The sequence below is a fragment of the Chitinophaga filiformis genome (assembly GCF_023100805.1).
In the GTDB taxonomy this organism is placed as follows: Bacteria; Bacteroidota; Bacteroidia; order Chitinophagales; family Chitinophagaceae; genus Chitinophaga; species Chitinophaga filiformis_B.
On the sequence record NZ_CP095855.1, the window covers coordinates 6811071 to 6829099 of the forward strand.

Annotated in this window: 14 protein-coding genes; 8 read left to right on the plus strand and 6 right to left on the minus strand. The window is 47.8% G+C overall.

Going from position 1 to position 18029, the window contains the following annotated elements; genetic code table 11:
- Entirely contained in the window at positions 1-3186 is a 3186-nt protein-coding gene (locus tag MYF79_RS26500) for a SusC/RagA family TonB-linked outer membrane protein (RefSeq protein WP_247810905.1), read from the minus strand.
- Between the two features lie 392 nt (positions 3187-3578).
- On the opposite strand from MYF79_RS26500, the gene MYF79_RS26505 reads away from it, so the two are divergent.
- Positions 3579-4370, plus strand: a complete 792-nt coding sequence (locus tag MYF79_RS26505; RefSeq protein ID WP_247810906.1) for a response regulator transcription factor — start codon at positions 3579-3581, stop codon at positions 4368-4370.
- Here MYF79_RS26505 and MYF79_RS26510 read toward each other — a convergent pair whose 3' ends face one another.
- Positions 4371-4874 (minus strand): hypothetical protein, encoded by a 504-nt coding sequence (locus MYF79_RS26510; protein ID WP_247810907.1) that lies wholly within the window; start codon positions 4872-4874, stop codon positions 4371-4373.
- A 240-nt stretch (positions 4875-5114) separates the two neighbouring features.
- Between MYF79_RS26510 and MYF79_RS26515 the strand changes: the two genes are divergently transcribed.
- The 6 genes from MYF79_RS26515 to MYF79_RS26540 all read left to right on the plus strand — a co-directional run bounded on the left by MYF79_RS26515 (position 5115) and on the right by MYF79_RS26540 (position 13246).
- On the plus strand, positions 5115-5522 hold the full coding sequence (locus tag MYF79_RS26515; RefSeq protein ID WP_247810908.1) for a hypothetical protein: 408 nt from the start codon (positions 5115-5117) through the stop codon (positions 5520-5522).
- A 164-nt stretch (positions 5523-5686) separates the two neighbouring features.
- Positions 5687-6769: an efflux RND transporter periplasmic adaptor subunit gene (locus MYF79_RS26520; protein ID WP_247810909.1), complete on the plus strand. Its 1083-nt coding sequence runs from the start codon at positions 5687-5689 to the stop codon at positions 6767-6769.
- 27 nt (positions 6770-6796) lie between these two features.
- Entirely contained in the window at positions 6797-9964 is a 3168-nt protein-coding gene (locus MYF79_RS26525) for an efflux RND transporter permease subunit (RefSeq protein WP_247810910.1), read from the plus strand.
- Positions 9957-11390: a TolC family protein gene (locus MYF79_RS26530; protein WP_247810911.1), complete on the plus strand. Its 1434-nt coding sequence runs from the start codon at positions 9957-9959 to the stop codon at positions 11388-11390. Before MYF79_RS26525 ends, MYF79_RS26530 begins: the two co-directional genes overlap by 8 nt.
- Before the next feature lie 170 nt (positions 11391-11560).
- Complete coding sequence (locus tag MYF79_RS26535) at positions 11561-12688, plus strand: glycoside hydrolase family 130 protein (protein WP_247810912.1); 1128 nt, start codon at positions 11561-11563, stop codon at positions 12686-12688.
- Positions 12689-12817: 129 nt separating this feature from the next.
- Positions 12818-13246, plus strand: a complete 429-nt coding sequence (locus MYF79_RS26540) for an SRPBCC domain-containing protein (RefSeq protein ID WP_247810913.1) — start codon at positions 12818-12820, stop codon at positions 13244-13246.
- Positions 13247-13271: 25 nt separating this feature from the next.
- Here the strand turns inward: MYF79_RS26540 and MYF79_RS26545 are convergent, their stop codons facing one another.
- The 3 genes from MYF79_RS26545 to MYF79_RS26555 form a co-directional block, all read right to left on the minus strand.
- On the minus strand, positions 13272-13718 hold the full coding sequence (locus MYF79_RS26545; RefSeq protein ID WP_247810914.1) for a hypothetical protein: 447 nt from the start codon (positions 13716-13718) through the stop codon (positions 13272-13274).
- Positions 13693-14865, minus strand: a complete 1173-nt coding sequence (locus tag MYF79_RS26550; RefSeq protein WP_247810915.1) for a DUF4221 family protein — start codon at positions 14863-14865, stop codon at positions 13693-13695. The genes MYF79_RS26545 and MYF79_RS26550 overlap by 26 nt, the downstream gene beginning before the upstream one ends.
- Before the next feature lie 62 nt (positions 14866-14927).
- Positions 14928-15134 carry a hypothetical protein gene (locus tag MYF79_RS26555; RefSeq protein ID WP_247810916.1) on the minus strand — a complete coding sequence of 69 codons (207 nt, stop codon included), beginning with the start codon at positions 15132-15134 and terminating at the stop codon, positions 14928-14930.
- 300 nt (positions 15135-15434) lie between these two features.
- On the opposite strand from MYF79_RS26555, the gene MYF79_RS26560 reads away from it, so the two are divergent.
- Positions 15435-15974: an SRPBCC family protein gene (locus tag MYF79_RS26560; protein ID WP_247810917.1), complete on the plus strand. Its 540-nt coding sequence runs from the start codon at positions 15435-15437 to the stop codon at positions 15972-15974.
- A gap of 110 nt (positions 15975-16084) precedes the next feature.
- Here MYF79_RS26560 and MYF79_RS26565 read toward each other — a convergent pair whose 3' ends face one another.
- Positions 16085-18013, minus strand: coding sequence for a glycoside hydrolase family 97 protein (locus tag MYF79_RS26565; RefSeq protein ID WP_247810918.1), 1929 nt, complete (start codon positions 18011-18013; stop codon positions 16085-16087).
- Positions 18014-18029: the final 16 nt, after the last annotated feature.

An 18029-nucleotide genomic window follows, 5' to 3' on the forward strand; every position in this document is an offset into this window, starting at 1 on the left:
TTAGAAACCTACCTGCAGGCCAAACTGGAAAGACCTTGCAGAAGGGTACTGGCCATAATCGATACCGTTGGTGAGTGTGGTGTTCTTAGATCCGATCTCCGGGTCCCATCCTTTATAGGAAGTGAAGGTGAGCAGGTTCTGGGAAGAAACATATACCCTGAAACTGCTGATGGCACCATGCGCAAAGTTACGCAGGGTGGAAGAAGGGATCGTATAACCGAGGATCACGTTTTTCAATCGCAGGTAGGAACCGCTCTCGATCCAGCGGTCTGATACGCGAGCGTTCTGGTTAGGATCACCGCTGATAGCCCTTGGCATATCGTTGCTGTGATTCTGAGGCGTCCATGCGTTCAGCACTTCTACACCTGCGCCGAACAAACGGGCCATCCCTTCACGCAGTACCCTGGTACCATTGAAGATCTTGTTGCCCTGTACACCCTGGAAAAAGAGTGAGAGGTCGAAGTTCTTATAGTTGCCACCAGCATTGAGCGCATACGTGAATTTAGGGATATAGGAACCCAGGAAAGTACGGTCAGCCGCCGTGATCTTACCATCGTTGTTCAGGTCCTTGAACTTGATATCGCCGGCAGCGGTAGATTTAGCCGGATTGTTGCCTGGTATCTGCACAGGGCTCTTATTCACGTCGTCCTGGCTCTGGAAAATACCGTCTACCACGTAGCCATAGAAAGACTGGATAGGCTGACCCGCTACAGTACGGGTAATGCTGCCATTACCAAAATCGGCATCCGCGCCATCGTCAATAGTAGCGCCAGGCGTATTCAGGCTTAATATCTTATTCCTGATGAAGCCAATGTTACCGGTTACATTCCACTTAAAGCTGCCGCTTGTTTTGTTGTAGCCCAATTGCAGGTCAACACCGGTATTTCTCATGGATGCAGCGTTCAGCTGGGAACCTGTTCCACCGAAACCGAAACTGTAAGGCGTTGGAATGGTCAGGATCAGGTTATCTGTCTGACGGCGGTACCATTCTGCGGTGAAGGTGATGCTGTTATGGAACAATCCGAGGTCCAGCCCCACGTTCACCTGTTTGGTCTTTTCCCATTCCAGGTTGCTGCTGGCCAGCTGATTGTAATAAGACGCATTGCCCACAGTAATGGTGTTGCCAAAAGGATAGCTGGCGCCATTCGCCTGCACCACTGCCTGCCATGGATATTCATTGGCCAGTACGGAGTTTTGCAGCGCAGGGAAAATGCCGATCGCGTTCAGACCTGTCACACCCCATCCGCCACGCAGCTTTAACTCGGAGATGGCGGCCACCTGTTTAATGAATGGTTCCTGGTCCATCTTCCAGCCGGCAGATACTGAAGGGAAGTTCTGGAACTTCCTGCCAGGCGCCCATACGGAGAGCCCGTCGCGACGGATAGCACCACTCAGCAGGTACTTGCCTGCAAAGTCGTAACTGACACGACCGATATAAGACTGTATCAATGAAGCCGTGCGGGAAGAAAATGCCGTCACATTGGTAGCCCCAACAAGGGTTTCCCTGTCGTTGGAGCTCTGGTTGCCCGTCTGCGATTCACCAAAGTTATTCGCCTGCTGCCGCTCGTATACTGCTACTGCATTGATATGATGATTGCCGAAAGTTTTATCGAAGGTGAGCTGTTCCGTGAACAGTAATGTGGTCCTGTTTGCCCGCTGGTCGGTAATAGTAGCTACAGTGGCATTCCTTCCCTTGTCGTTGTAGATGGGAGCGAAAACATGCTGGAACTCGCTGACATAGTCACTACCAAATGTGGAGCGGAAATTGAGCCAGGGAGTGAAGTTCACCTGCGCATACACGGTACCGAGCAACTTAAAGGTCTGGCGGTGCGCATCTCCCAGCAGTGTAGCGTCTTCTACAGGATTGGTAGGGTCCGCACCGTCCACACTGTTCTCCGCATTGCGGTAGCCACCGTTCGTAGTGGGGTCATACACCGGCAGGTAAGGCAGGGCCCTTATTATATTGGCCAGGCGGGTCCTGTTGCCCGATGTATTGTCATAACGCTGTTTGGAATAAGAAAGGAGGAGGTTCTCTCCCACTGTGAACACCTTGCTGATATTATGCTCGGAATTGATCCGGAAGTTACCACGCTGATAATTTACACCCTGTGTAATACCGTCCTGCTTCAGGTGTCCTGCTGACATATAATAACGGGATACATCATTACCGCCGTTTACAGAAACATTAGACTGCGAGATCAGGGCTTTCCTGAAATAGGCATCCTGCCAGTCCGTATTTGTCTGGGCATAGGTCTGTGAAGTACCGGTGTATATCGGCTGATTGAAATTAGCATCTTCCAGGCGGGGAGGTTTCGCAATGCCGGCTGCACCATTCAATGCACGCTCGTACTGCAGGTATTGCTGTGTATTGAGCAGGTCGATGGTTTTCCAGGCCGACTGCACACCTACATAAGAATCAAAGTTCACATGAGGCTTGCCATCGCGGGATCCTTTTTTGGTGGTAATAATGATCACCCCGTTTGTAGCACGGGAACCATAGATAGCCGCCGCACTGGCGTCTTTCAATACTTCCACCGATTGTACATCCCTGCTGTCGAAACTTGCCAGGTTGGAAGTAGGGAAACCATCTATTACATACAAGGGGTCTGATGCATAACTGATGGAACTGATCCCCCTGATCCTTACAATAGGATCAGCGCCCGGTGTACCGTTGTTGGTAACGGTCACACCTGCTACCCTTCCCTGCAGGGCCTGTTGCACGCTGACAACCGGCAGCTCACTGATCGTTTTGCTGCTTACAGAAGCAACAGAACCGGTAAGGGAACTTTTCTTCTGCGCACCATATCCTATCACCACCATCTGTTCGAGCGACTGCATATTCGGGGCAAGGCTTATTTCATAATTGGCGCCGCTGCCTACAGTGACATGGTTTGGTGTATAACCGATAAAACTGAATTGCAATACTTCTCCGGGAGCTGCATTAATAGTATAGGCACCCTCAGCATTGGTCACTGTACCTCTGCCTGTATTTTTGACTGAGACGGTAACGCCCGACAGTGGCTTTCCTGTCTCGTCAATGACTTTACCTTTTATTGGCTGACCACCCTGACCGTACACTACAGTAAACAGCAATAATGCCAGTACAGTCAGCAGAGCCGGAAGGATGCGCTGCCTCCTGCCGGAAGCCGGACATCTCCGGAAAAAAACTCGTAAAGCAAGCTTCATAACGCGTGAATTGATAGTTTTTTAAATGATAAAATGGTAACAAAACAAAAAATTGTCAATTTAACACCTATAAGTAATTCCACAACGATGTAAAGCCAACTCGGGGGAACACAGTATTTCAAACGGGAATCAAATCTGGCCTTACTTATCTTGGTTCTTAAGTTCAATCGCAGCGTGAAGTACATACATAATTGGCAGATTATTTGGTCTGAGCTTATCAATAATTGGTTAATATTTCTCAAATCACAATCGGTTGCGTAAATTGTGGTCGTAAACCCGAAAAGAATAAACAAAAAGAATAAACAAAAAAGAATAAACAAGCGACCAGGAACAGGAACAATACTATTGTTGTATTGATACATTATTTATTGTATTCATTTTACACACCACGTATGCAAGACACACTATTATTAGTAGATGGCAACAGAGAAAAACTGCGCGTCCTTTCAGAAAACCTCGGTGAAGACTACCTTATTTTCACTGCAGAAAACGGGCAACAGGCGCTCGATATGGTAGAAAGGCATTCCGTCAGGATGATCATCTCTGATAGCCATACACCACTTGTCAACGGCTTGGATCTTTGCACCCGATTGAAAACAAGCCTGAACTACTCACATATTCCTTTCATACTACTCACAGCGCCCAACAGATTGCAATCAAAACTGGATGCACTGAAAGCCGGTGCTGATGCCTGTATCGAGCAACCATTCACTCCTGAACATCTTAAAGTACAGATCAGCAACCTGCTGAACAACCGTAAGAAGATCAGGGCTTATTACACCAGGTATCCCCTGGCACCTATGAGCACGATGGTACACTCCAGAACGGATGAGGACTTCCTGATCACGCTGAACAAACTGATGATGGAACACATGGAGAACCCGGAACTGGATGTAGAGCTGCTGGCAAAACTGATGAATACCAGCGTGCCTACTTTGTACAGGAAAATCAAGACCCTCTCAGATCTTACACCGAATGAACTGCTGACGGTAACAAGAATGAAGAAGGCGGCTGAGCTGCTGGCAGGAACGGGTTATAAAATATTTGAAGTGGCCATCATGGTAGGGTTCAACTCCCAAAGCAGTTTCGGAAAGGCTTTTTTAAAACAGTTCAATATGACGCCCACTGCGTTCCAGCAACTAAAGAAAGAAGAGCGGTTTTCCGCCAGTAAATTTATGTTGTAATTATGCCCTTAACCATCTGATCATTTCCGGAAATGGCTTTACGCCATGTTTCTGTGCATTGGCAGCGTCATAACAAAAACCTGCCCATTGCATTAATGGCAGGTAAAGCATATTTCCGGATCCATATTGATCAAGATACCAGTCGGACGATCCTTTGTAGCCATAAGGATGGAAAACGACTGCGGGATCAATGCTAAGGTGTATGCAGGCGGCATAACTCCAGGCAATCGCCATCATCTCCTCTCCATCCGATTTATTCTTCTCCGTCATTGCGCCTACATCGCCGAACATCAGTTCCCGGTCATCGGGAAATGCGACAGCAATGTGCCCTGCCTCATGTAAAAGATCGCCGGGATATAACAGGCGGCTTTCGTCCACAACAAGGCCTCCCTTATTTATCAGGATGCCCGGAACAAAGGTTTCCCCGGGAATGGTATCGAAAACTACCGGGATACCGATGGACCGGATGAACTCAACGATGGGAGCGATCAGATGACTTGACATGAGACGTAATATAAAATCGCTGCAAATTAAATTTTTTAAACGAACGGTCAATTAAACAGGCGCCCTCCTTGCATCACATTTTATTAAAATCAGCGGACCGGAGCCGGGTACTTGAATGAATAATACCGCTTAAATAGCGGGCAGGCGGGGTTGCAAGGCCTTGTTTGCCCGACTTAAATTAACCTTAAAATTTTTTAATATTACCTACTTAATCAACTTTCACATTATTTTTGTTACCCGATGACGAGGTTGTTAATTAATTTTTTCTTATCGCTCTGCTTTTTCCTGTTGAGAGGACATGGCCATCTGTACGCAGGTACAGATCAGGACTATGTGTACAGGTCTATGCTGCAGCATTCGGAAAATACTGTACATATATGCATTGCCCATGTACGGAGCGACCATGCAGTGATTAACAGCAAGCCCCCTTCCGGCGCAAAAAAAGAAAAGATAAAGGCCACGGAGGTGGAAGACGAGGAAGAAAGTCTTTCAGGCAGAAAACATTTACAACTCAGCAATTACTACCATTTAGACCCGCTTGAACCCGCAGTTTACTTCAACTACCTAAAACACCCCTTACCTTTTTGTATCCATTTTTCCTATGCATCTTCTGATAAATTTATCATGCACCGCGTGATCAGGGTATGATGTTTTTACCTACTGCAGCACAGGCAAAAAGAACTGCCTGACCATTCACAAATATTTTTTTATTGTTTGCCGTCATAGCATCCAGCTATTGAGGTTATGGCGCTATATACCTGTTAAAAACCAACATTAACCAATAGCATCTTATTTAAAACACATAAAATACTATGAAGAGAATTGTCATGCTTATGGGCTTGTATGCCTTGTTGTGCCATATAGGCTGTAAATCAGCGAAAGAAGGGAAAGAAGAAGAAACAAAATTGCTTGTTACCAGTCCGCTGAAAATGGACACAACGATCACCAGCGAATATGTTTGCCAGATACGTTCCATCCGTAACATCGAAGTAAGGGCGCAGGAGAAAGGCTACCTGCAGAACATCTATGTAGATGAAGGACAGTTCGTGAAAAAAGGTCAACTCCTGTTCAAGATCATGCCTACCATATATGAGGCCGAGCAACAGAGAGCACAGGCGGAAGTAGATATCGCGGAGATCGAAGTAAAGAATACCCAGCCACTGGCAGACAAGAACGTGGTATCAAAAAATGAACTGGCCATGGCACAAGCCAAACTTGGTAAGGCAAAGGCGGAGCTGGCACTGGCCAAAGCTCACCTGGCCTTTACTGAGATCAGGGCACCTTTCGACGGACTGGTAGACCTCCTGCACTTAAAACTGGGTAGCCTTGTAGAAGAAGGTGAACTGCTTACTACTTTGAGTGATAACAGTAAAATGTGGGTCTATTTCAATGTATCTGAACCAGAGTACCTGAGCTATAAAGCGCAGGCTAATAATAATGGTAAACTGGAAGTACACCTGCTGACTGCCGACAAACAACTGTTCAAAAGTCCGGGGGTAGTTGAAACCATTGAAAGTGAATTCAACAACGAAACAGGTAATATCGCCTTCAGGGCCACATTCCCTAACACAGACGGGCTGCTGAGACATGGTGAAACCGGTACCATCCTGATCAACAAACCGATCAGAGATGCGGTGATCATTCCGCAGAAAGCAACCCTCGAGATCATGGACAAAAAATATGTTTATGTCGTGGATAAGAACAATGTAGTGAAATTAACGCCTATCTCCATTGCTGCTGAAATGCCAGACCTGTATGTAATAAAAGATGGACTGAATGCCGATGAAAAGATACTGCTGGAAGGATTAAGGAAGGTAAAGAATAATGACAAGATCGCGTTCGATTATGAGGAGCCCAGGAAAGTTGTCTCCCATTTAATATTAGCATCGGAATAATGTAAGTATCTAAAAAAAGCAAGCAGCATGTTTAACATATTCATGAAGAGGCCGGTCTTTGCGATAGTGATATCTCTTATCATTGTCTTCATGGGCGTACTGGCCATTAATACCTTACCCACCTCACAGTTCCCTTCGATTGCACCACCAAGGGTAATTGTGAGTGTAGCCTACCCCGGCGCCAGCGCGGATGTACTGGTCCAGTCGGTGCTCATCCCGATGGAAAAAGCAGTGAATGGTGTGCCGGGTATGAAGTACATGACCTCCGACGCTACCAGCGCCGGTGAAGCGAATATTCAGGTAGTATTCGACCTGGGCACAGATCCGAACCAGGCCGTAGTAAACGTTAAGAACAGGATCGAACAGGTAACGAGCAGGCTCCCGCCACTCGTACAACGTGAAGGTATTGTGGTGAACATCCTGCAGCCCAACATGCTGATGTATGTAAACGTATACAGTACTGATAAGAAGGCGGATGAGAATTTTCTGTACAACTACGCCAACATTAACATATTAAATGAGCTCAAAAGGGTAAAAGGTATCGGTAATGCCCAGATCCTGGGTAGCCGTCAGTATGCAATGCGTATCTGGCTGAAGCCTGACCGTATGCGTGCTTACAATGTTTCTACCGATGAAGTGATGGAGGCATTGAGCAACCAGAGTATCATAGGCTCTCCGGGCCGTTTGGGAAGAAGTGATGGTAAACGTTCGGAGTCGCTCGAATATGTACTGACCTACCAGGGACGATATAACAAACCCGAACAATACCAGGATGTGATCATCCGCGCTAATCCGAACGGTGAGATACTTTACCTGAAAGACATAGCGGATGTTGAATTCGGAAGTGAGTTCTACGATATCTACTCCAACCTGAACGGTCACCCTTCCGCTGCGATCGTATTGAAACAGACTTATGGCAGTAATGCGAGCGATGTGATCAAAGCGATCAAACTCAAGCTGGATGAAATTAAAAAGAGCTCCTTTCCTCCGGGCATGGACTATGAGATCGATTATGACGTATCCAGCTTCCTGAATGCCTCTATCGAAAAGGTAGTGCATACATTGGGAGAGGCCTTCATACTGGTAGCGATAGTGGTATTCATCTTCCTGGGCGACTGGCGTTCAACGCTCATCCCCACACTGGCGGTGCCGGTATCGTTGGTGGGTGCTTTCTTCTTCATGCAGCTGTTCGGGCTCACCATCAACCTCATTACGCTGTTTGCACTCGTACTGGCTATCGGTATCGTGGTGGACAATGCCATTGTGGTGATAGAGGCCGTCCATGCTAAAATGGAGGAAGAACATCTCTCGCCTTACCAGGCAACCATCAAAGTGATACATGAGATCAGCGGGGCGATCATCGCGATCACCTTCGTAATGACGGCGGTGTTCATTCCCGTGGCATTCATGTCGGGCCCTGTAGGTATCTTCTACCGGCAGTTTGCCATCACCATGGCTACATCTATTGTACTCTCCGGCGTAGTGGCGCTGACACTGACGCCTGTGCTTTGTGCCATCATCCTGAAGAACAACCACGGGCAGCCAAGGAAAAAGACGATCGTCAACAGGTTCCTGGATGGCTTCAACCACCAGTTCGAGAAACTGACCGGTAAGTATGCCAGCTTTCTGAAACTGATCGTGAACCGCAGGGTGGTGACCTTTGGTATCCTCCTGGCTTTCGGCGCCGGTATAGTAGGCATCAACAGTAATCTTGCATCCGGTTTCATTCCCAATGAGGACCAGGGTATGATCTATGCCATTATCCAGACGCCTCCGGGCGCTACCCTGGAAAGGACCAATGATCTGGCTAAAAGAGTACAGGAGATCGCCGAACATATAGAAGGTATCCAGTCCGTTTCCGCACTGGCGGGTTACGAGGTATTGACCGAAGGTAGGGGTTCCAACGCAGGTACCTGTCTGATTTCCCTGAAAGACTGGTCAGAGCGTAAACACTCCGTAACTGAGATCATCGAGGAGCTGGAAGAAAAATCAAAAGATATCCCTGGTGCTACCATCGAGTTCTTTGGTCCTCCGGCCGTACCTGGTTATGGCGCTGCGGGCGGTTTTGCTTTACGTCTGCTCGATAAGACCAACAGCGATGATTATAAAGAACTGGAAAAAGTGAACGATCAGTTCATGGCGGCACTGGGAAAACGTAAGGAGCTGACAGGTCTCTTCACATTCTTCAGCGCCAACTATCCCCAGTACGAACTGCAGATCGACAACAAGGCAGCAATGCAGAAAGGCGTATCTATCGGTAAGGCGATGGACAACCTCTCCATCCTGATCGGTAGTACCTACGAACTTGGTTTCATCAGGTTCGGTACATCTCTCAAGGTGTACGTACAGGCCTCTCCTGAATACAGAAGACTGCCTGATGACCTGATGAAGTTGTACGTGAAGAACAATAAAGACGAGATGGTGCCTTATTCAGCGTTCATGTCCATCAAAAAGACACATGGCCTGAATGAGATCACCCGCTACAACATGTACACCTCTTCCGCCATCAGGGGTGAGCCTGCAGCTGGTTACAGCAGCGGTGAAGCCACTAAAGCCATCCAGGAAGTAGCTAAACAGACACTGCCACGCGGATATGATATAGACTGGGAAGGTTTGTCGAAAGACGAGGTAGAACGTGGAAATGAAGCGCTCTATATCTTCCTGGTAGTACTGGCCTTCGTATACCTGATCCTTGCTGCGCAATATGAAAGCTTCCTGCTGCCACTGGCGGTGATACTCTCCCTCCCGGCGGGTATTTTCGGAGCCTTCTTCCTGGTGAAGTTAATGGGACTGGCCAACGATATATACGCCCAGGTGGGTCTGGTAATGCTTGTTGGTTTGTTGGGCAAGAACGCGGTATTGATCGTAGAGTTTGCGGTGCAGAAACACCGTGCCGGTGCATCCGTGATAGATGCTGCGATAGAAGGTGCGAGAACGCGTTTCCGTCCGATCCTGATGACGTCCCTGGCTTTCATTGCCGGTCTGATACCGCTGTTGTTCGCAACAGGTCCGGGTGCTATCGGTAACCACACCATTGGCGCTGCTTCTGCCGGCGGTATGCTGCTGGGAACAGTGTTCGGCGTGATCGTCATCCCGGGACTGTACTACATATTCGGCGGTCTTGCGGCAAAACGCAAGCTCATTAAAGATGAAGACGGAAACCCCTTAACAGAAGAAATCGATCACAATGTTTAGAAAAAAAGTATATAAGTATATAGGAATAACCTGTGTTTCCTTAGCTGCTGCGGCTTGTGGCGTACCGGCCTTAACGGAAAAGACAGAAAACAGAACAGTGCCTGCGAGTTATAACAACTCGCAGGACACCGTTAACATTGCCAGGATGAAGTGGAAGGAATACTTCACCGACCCTTACCTGGCAGCGCTCATCGATACGGCTTTAAAGAACAACCAGGAGCTTAATATCACCTTACAGGAGATAGAGATAGCCCGGAATGAGATAAGGGCCAGAAAGGGCGAATATTTGCCATTTGTAGGGGTCAGAGGTGCTGCCGGGGTGGAAAAGGTAGGCCGTTACACGAGCCAGGGCGCAGGTGATGCAACTACGGAGATCGAACCGGGGAAAGAAATGCCTGACCCATTGCCCGATTTCCTGCTGGGCGCCTATGCTACATGGGAAGTGGACATCTGGCATAAACTGCACAACGCTAAAAAGGCAGCAGTGACCAGGTACCTCTCTTCCGTGGAAGGCAGGAACTTCATCGTTACCACCCTGATAGCTGAAATAGCCAATTCATACTACGAGTTACTGGCCCTGGACAATCAGCTGGGTATTGTAAAACAGAATATCGACATCCTGAACAATGCGCTGGAAGTGGTAAAGCTGCAGAAGGAAGCCTCCCGCGTCACCGAACTGGCTGTACGTAAATTTGAGGCGGAAGTGCTGAACACCCAAAGTCTTCAGTACGATATCCGCCAGAAGATCACCGAGACGGAAAACAGGATCAATTTCCTCCTGGGCAGATATCCACAGCCTATCCAGAGAAACCTCCAGACTTTCGACAGCCCGATGCCGGAGATCATTCATTCGGGTATTCCTTCCCAGTTACTGGCCAACCGTCCTGATATCAAACAGGCCGAACTGGACCTGGCTGCGTCCAAACTGGATATAAAGGTAGCCAAGGCCCAGTTCTACCCTTCCCTGGGTATTTCTGCGTCCCTGGGTTATAACGCCTTTAATCCGGCCTATCTGTTCCGGACGCCTAAATCGCTGATGTATTCCCTGGCGGGTGATCTGATTGCGCCGCTGGTCAACAAGAATGCGATCAAAGCCACCTACTACACCGCCAATGCCAAACAGGTACAGGCAGCTTACAACTACGAGCGTACCATCCTGAACGCCTATGTTGAGGTGGCCAACCAACTGATCAAGATCGGTAACCTGTCTAAAAGCTATGACCTGAAATCGAAGCAGGTACAGGCGCTTTCCGAATCCATCGCTATTTCCAACAGCCTCTTCCAGTCAGCCCGTGCCGACTATATGGAGGTGCTGCTTACCCAGCGGGATGCACTGGAATCGAAATTTGAGCTTATAGAAACCAAAAAACAGCAGCTGAACGCCATGGTGAATGTTTACCAGGCACTGGGCGGCGGCTGGAATTAATATATCCGGCAAAACCTGAAAACGAGGATAATCGCCCTAATAACCGTCAGGGTAGTATTATCCTCGTTTTTATTTGTATCTGCCTTCAGATAATTACGAAAGGAACCCGGCAACCGTTGTGAAGTCTCCCCTTCATTTATTATTTTCGTGATAACCCGTTAATAATCCACATGAAAAAGCTGTATTTCCTGTTCCTTGTCCTGTTAGCCATCAGCTGCCGGCTCTTTGCACAACAACCTATCGGCCGCTTACCCGACTGGGCCCTGGGCCCCTTCGTGAGACCACCAGGTCTGAACCCGATCATCTCTCCCGACACCAACAGCCGCTTTTATGACCCGATGCAGCAAAAGCTGCTGGACTGGGAAAGCAATGATACCTTCAACCCCGCCGCAGCGGTGAAAGACAGTAAGGTCTATGTGCTGTATCGTGCGGAAGACAAATCAGGTGTGGGTATAGGGCACCGTACCTCCAGGATAGGACTGGCAGAGAGCAGAGACGGTATTTCGATGAAACGGATGAAAGAACCTGTGCTTTTCCCGGGTTCGGACGACCAGCAGGAGTTTGAGTGGACTGGGGGTTGTGAGGATCCCAGGGTGGCTGTTACAGAAGACGGTACTTACCTGATGCTATATACCCAGTGGAACAAAAAAGTGCCCCGCCTGGGTTCCGCAACGTCAAAAGACCTGGTACACTGGAAGAAACATGGCCCTGTTTTCCAGGACGCATTCAATGGCAGGTTCCATAATATCCCTTCTAAATCTGCCTCCGTTCTCACCACCCTGAAAGATGGTCAGCTCAGGATCACGAAGTATAAGGGCAAATACTGGATGTACTGGGGTGAATATCATGTTTATGCTGCTACCTCCGACAATCTCGTTGACTGGGAACCGGTGGTGGATGAGAAAGGCGCCCTTAAAGCCCTCATATCTCCCCGTAAAGGCTATTTCGACAGTAACCTGACCGAGTGTGGCCCGCCGGCAATTCTGACCGATAAAGGCATCGTATTGCTCTATAACGGGAAGAACCTTGGCGGCAAGGATAGAGATACCAACTATACTGCCAATTCTTACTGCGCCGGTCAGATGTTGTTCAGTAAGGATGACCCGACAAAGTTCATTACCCGGCTTGACCAGCCGTTCATGGTGCCGGCCGAACCTTTTGAGAAAAGCGGGCAATACCCGGCAGGAACAGTGTTCATCGAAGGACTGGTCTATTTCAAAGGCAGATACCTGCTGTATTACGGATGTGCAGATTCCAGGGTAGCAGTGGCTGTTTATGATCCGGCGAGGGCAAATTAATTATTTGCTATCTGCTGCCTGTTCCCGGGTAAGAAGCTTGTTGATGTCCGGCCAAACGGATCAGATGATTAATTTCCTGATATTTGTCGCTGCCGGATAAAGAACCAACAGACTGAAACCGACGTTACAATGGAAGACATACTGGAGAAAAAGATACTGATCAATGCACCGGCTGCGGAAGTATGGAAATTACTCACAGACACGCGGCTCATGACAACATGGATGGGATCGGGTGAAATGGACCTGGAAATCAGCACCAGCTGGGAAGTGGGTACGCCGATACTGATCAAAGGCTTTCATCATGTGAAGTTCCAAAACAAAGGAACAGTAATGGAATACGTACCTGGCAGTGTAGTCAGTTATAACTTTTTAAGTTCAATATCCCGCCTGCCGAATAAGCCAGAAAACCATACAACCCTTAGGTTTGTATTGAAGCCGGGGGAAGATAAGACCACCCTGTTACTCACTATCAGCAATTTTCCTACGGAAGAGATTTACCACCATCTGAATTTCTATTGGAATGTTACATTGGCAATGCTCAGCAGGCAGTATGCTTAAAGCGATAAGCAAGAAAAATAAGTGTTCATTTACCCAACAAAGCACTCAGCCCTTCGTCATCAGGACTTTGATAAGCGATCCTGCGGATCTGATGATCTTTTACAGTAACGATCATCGGATAGATCTCTTTCCCCTTATCAGGATATTCGATCATATTTGCCGTATCCAGCAATACTTTGCTGCTGGATATAACATTACTTCCCAGTTTGATTCTTAATAATTTGGCGGATTGTATCCTGGTGAAAATATACCTGATACTATCTGACTTACCGATGTTATTCTTTACAAACGCTTCCGCTGTACTGATACAACCTTCACAACCCTGGTTGGGAATGATCACATAACTGCCGGTACTGAGCTGATGCTTATCCAATGCCACAATAGCCCGATTCAGGCCAGTATGTTCATCAGCACATGCAGATAAGAGTACTATCAGGAAAAACAGCTTATAGTTCAATCTTACATTGTACATACTGGGCGATGTTTTGATCCTTATTATTTGCATTCAGAAAATATAGGCCCTCCGGAGTCATAAAGAAGTTGTCCAATGCCAGTGCATCAGGTAAAGCCGCTTCTCCGAGGTACCTGAAGTCCTTATCGAATGCGATCAGGCTGGCTTGTTTTCCTTTTAACTTACCGGTGATCGACAGTTTATCAGCAGGAGGTAATTCGAGCAACCTGTAATACCTGTCATGATAATGATCATAAATGATATTACGGTAGGAAGGCGTACTGGTATAATAACCCAGGGCCAGCTCCGGATCCAGTATCTGTTTATCATTTTTGGATAATGTCATTGAGGTGATGCAGATGCTGTTCCTGCTGCCGGCATACAATTCTTTTGTCTGCCAGTTGCTGTCTACCAGCTGGATGTTATGATCAACCGGAAGGCTGATCAACAACTGCTTTGTCCTTTCATTGTAGGCAGCATACGGCGTGCGCATATGCGAACCGCCCCAGTTATGTTGCCAGTATACTTTGGAATAAGGCAGGTGATGACTGATATTTCCACCGGGCAGGTCAATCATTGTACAGATGGTACGGCTTTTTACAGGTTCTCCCTCCCTCTCCCCCAGCAGGAAGCCGGCACCAATGATCTTATTGCCCAGGAAAAATACAGGCGACGCTGCATTGGCATAAGGCCAGGCTGCAGCATTACCTTTCATCCGTGGTGCTGCACGGTTAACGAAATCAAGGCTCTTATAAACAGTATCATGGGTCAGCGAATAATAAGACAGCTTTGCACTGCCATAAGTATAAAGCACCAGGCTATCAGCAGCGAGAAATTTCATGTAAGAGACCTTCTGCTTAACATTCACCGGGTGAATGCTATCGGGATAGACCAGTCCTTTCTTCCCCAGCGGATATTGCAGCAGTCGCCTGTTATAGCTGTCAAATGCATATAATACATTTGCCGCAGCATGATAATCGATTGGTGTTGCAATACCCATTACCATTAAGCTATCCAGGTAAAGCTGCAGTGTATCATTGGTGGATATTCTGAGCGGAATGGCAGTACCGGCCGTGTTACAATTTGACCAGGGCTTTTCCTTCACCGTATCACAGGCACAAAGAGAAATAAAGACGGCCCATAATAAAAACAATGATTTTCCTGACATATGTCTGTTTAGACTTGAAATAAATAAAATAAACAGGGCGGTTGCGCCCTGTTTATCATCCGCTATTCTACATAATACGTACAATTGGTCTCATCCGGATTAACGGCAGACACACAGTCATAGTGATACACACCACCTACAACAGTGATCCTGCATTTTCCGCGCAGGCCATGATGGTCGTCCTGGCAGGCGCTTCCGGAAGATGATCCTGATACGAACAAAACAATTGCTGTAACAGCAAGGCTAAAAAGCATGAGGGATCTTTTCATCTTGTATGTTTTTAAATGAAGGAAAAAAGCTACGTGGCAGCACTGACGTTAACAAAATCTCTACCGGGTATAACACATCTACAGATTACAGGATATTGGCATCAGCGGGTATTCATAATTTTCAGTACTGACTAAATTTAGGTAAAAAATCTATAATTCAGCAAAACTGTTCTGAAAATAGCGATCGCTTATTTGTATAAAATTGTCAAGCTGACACATCGATACTTTCCGGCTATTTTCGTTTTCTTACAATCCCACCCGTATAAGGGCGGTTACTTTTGTATCATTAAATCAGATACAATGAAACGCAACACAAAAAAAGCTGTAAAGGGATCTATATTATTATTACTCATCCTCGCTATAACAGTATTCTCGCTTGAATACTTCAGCAATTACCAGGTAACCACGACTATTCATGCCGATGCCCCTGTGATAACAAGAAAGAGTATTGTGATCAATGCACCGGTAGAAAAGGTATGGAAGATATTCAGTGATGTGGATGACTGGGATACCTGGCAAAAAGAGATCGTTTCCCCTGCACTAAACGGGCAATTTAAAGAAGGTGCTGCTTTCGACTGGAAATCCAACGGACTTACCATACACTCCACATTGAACAATGTACAACCTAACAGGGAAGTGAGCTGGTCCGGTCCCGCCTTTGGCGCATTTGCCATACACAGATGGCATTTTTCAATGCAGAATGGGCAAACACTTGTCCTCGTGGAGGAAAGTATGGAAGGCTGGCTGGTGCAACTGCTGGCGGGCAAATTCCAATCAGGCCTTGACACTTCCATTGACCATTGGCTGGCTTACCTGAAGGTCGCTGCAGAGGAGGCATAAATAGACACTTAATGCATGAAATAAAGGAGGATGTATCAGCTGTGACACATCCTCCTTCGCCGTTTATTGCTTAAGCAATTCCGGCCCTTCATATACCTGTAACACCGGCATTACTCATCTTTCCGCCTGGCTGTTGTATTATGTGTACTATACACATTCCCTCCTGAAGCGGTCACGAACATCGCTACATAACCTCCTCCCGGCGCCAGCTGTAGCGGAATCACATCTTTCTGTGTATATGCCGCCTCTTCTATCTTCACAGTGCCGGTGCTATCAGGACTATCTTTCACTACAGACACCTTATACTTTGCATCCTTCAGGAAAGAGAGCGGGATGTTTAGCTGCTGAGGGGCGTCCCCATTCATAACAGCCAGGAACCAGGTATCGCCTTTACGGCGGGCAAATATCGCCAGCTGACCTATTTCAGAGGGAGGCAATACGATGGTTTCATCCCAGGTGGAAGGGATCTGTTTTATCAGGCCATTGGCAGGATTGTCCAGGATATGTTGCGGCTGGGCGGCATATGTAAGCAGCGGCGCACTCAGGATGGCAGCACTGGCTATCTGATGGGCCCAGGAGGTATTCTTCCTGCGCTCCCCGAAATGAACCACGGTATACTCCGCCGGGCCAGCCAGAAAACGCGTGAATGGCAGCGTGGTTTCATGTGCCGCTCTGTCTGTCAGCTTACTGGCTTCCATGCCTTTCACCGCTTCGCGTGTCAGTTCATTGGGCCAGGTGCGCGACAAGCCGGTAGGCTTGTTGGCGCCGTGAAAATCTGTCAGCAAATGATACACTGCTGTTTCCTGTAAAATAGCGGTATACAGGTCTATCACTTCCTTGCCTTCACTATCAAAGAAATCGATCTTGACACCTGTTATGCCCAGTTCATGACAGCGCCTGAAAAAATCCTGTCTTGTAGTTTTATCGCGCAATGCTTTGGAATGCTTCCAGACCCAGATGCCGACATGATGGCTTTTAGCATCATTGACCACATCCCTGATCTGATCGTCTGTCCATTTATCCCAGAAGCCTTCCAGGATATTGTGCTCGAAACCTAAAGCTCCTGCTTCTGCAGAGAATTGCTTCATAACAGCAGGTGTACCTTCGCCACCGCCATCCAGGTATTTCCAAACGGCACGGCCCGGCCTGATCCAGTCGGTGTGAATGCCTTTGGGAAAGAGCTTCGGATCTGGTGGTGGACAAAGATCATGCACTATATCATTGTTCACCATCGTATTCAGGTCTGCACCTATCATCACTACCCGCCAGGGAGTAGTGATGGTACCACTGATGGAGGCGGGCTTCAGAGAACGCTGCACATCCTCTTCACTGTAACGCAGCTTGTAAGGATATGATACGGGCTGGTGCTGCGCCAGGCGCAATACCAATCCCTGTTTACCATTTGCTTCCAGGGCCATGCCGCTGTAATTCACGAGGTCTGCTTCTGTAACAGCGGCATAAACACCCTGCGGCAATTTGAAGGTGGCCGGCGGCGCTACCCATTCCCCTGCCTGTAAAGCAGTGATCTCTTTCTTTGCGTACACGCTTTCATAATGCATGCTCAGGTCATGATACCATATCTCGCTGCCTGCAGGTATATTGAATACCGTCGCCTCATCAGGCACACGGGAAACACCGGCAGCGCCGGGCACCACCGTGCGGAAGGCGATACCATTGTTAAACACCCTTACCTCCAATGTGCAGGCCGTAGCGCCCTGTTGCAGGGCAATAGCGGCACCCTGACAGTTATTGACTGCCTCGGCATGCACACCGTTCCAGGGATAACGCTCATTGATCGTATAACGCTTTATAGTACCGGTTTTGACATCGCTGGTCAGCAGCCGGTCGTCCACCGATAATATCATCGGCGATGCCTCAATGACCGGGGTATTCCGGAAAGTAACTGAATAGTATAACTGGCGATGATCAGGAAATAACCTGAACCGGATCTGCCCGTCCGGACTGGCCACCAGTGTAGTATCGGCGGCAAATGCTTTTGCCGTCAGCAGCAGCGTACAAAGAAGCGCCGGTATTTTCATAGCATTGCTTTATTGA